The sequence below is a fragment of the Cellulomonas algicola genome, assembly GCF_003851725.1.
GTDB classification, from domain to species: Bacteria; Actinomycetota; Actinomycetes; order Actinomycetales; family Cellulomonadaceae; genus Cellulomonas; species Cellulomonas algicola.
Genome location: NZ_BHYL01000509.1, coordinates 1 through 714 on the forward strand (window position 1 = coordinate 1; position 714 = coordinate 714).

Genomic DNA, 714 nt, shown 5'->3' on the forward strand with positions numbered 1-714 from the left:
GCCTCGCGCCGCCCGCCGCCGGCGGCACGGCCCGCGGCACGACGGCCCCCGCGCCGTCGACCGCCGCGCCGACCGACGCGCCGACGGACAGGCCGAGCGCGGGCCCGACCTCCGCGGATCCCTCAGCAGGGACCTCCACCGGCCGATGAGGTTGGGCGCCGGGGCGGCGCCGAATGCCTGCCGGTGGGGAGGCACGCGTGGAGGACATCGACGAGATCGTCCGTGAGTTCCTGGTCGAGAGCTACGAGAACCTCGACCAGCTGGACCGGGACCTCGTGGAGCTCGAGGAGAACCCGGGGGACAGGCCGCTGCTCAGCAGCGTCTTCCGGACGATCCACACCATCAAGGGCACGAGCGGGTTCCTCGCGTTCTCCCGGCTCGAGCGCGTCACGCACGCGGGCGAGAACCTGCTCGTCGAGCTGCGTGACGGTCGCCGGCAGATGGACCAGGTCACCACCGACGTGCTGCTGCGCACGGTCGACACCGTCCGGCTGCTGCTCGACGCGATCGAGCGCACCGGTGGCGAGGGCGACGTGGACGTCGACGTGGTCGTCGAGGCGATCGTCGCCGTGCAGGAGGGGCGCACCGCCGCGTCGGCACCCGCGGGCGCGCCGGCAGCCGCACCCGCACCCCCAGCAGCCGAGAGCGCCGCCGACGTGCCCCACCCGCGCGAGGCCCCCGCCGACGAGACCGCCGCGGCGGTCGCCGCCGTCG

At 75.6% G+C, this 714-nt stretch carries 1 protein-coding gene; it reads left to right on the forward strand.

Translation table 11 applies throughout. The features are described 5' to 3' along the window. Nucleotides 1-197 precede the first annotated feature (197 nt). The coding region (locus CTKZ_RS21165; protein WP_200829886.1) for an Hpt domain-containing protein at nt 198-714 on the forward strand (517 nt) is incomplete at its 3' end.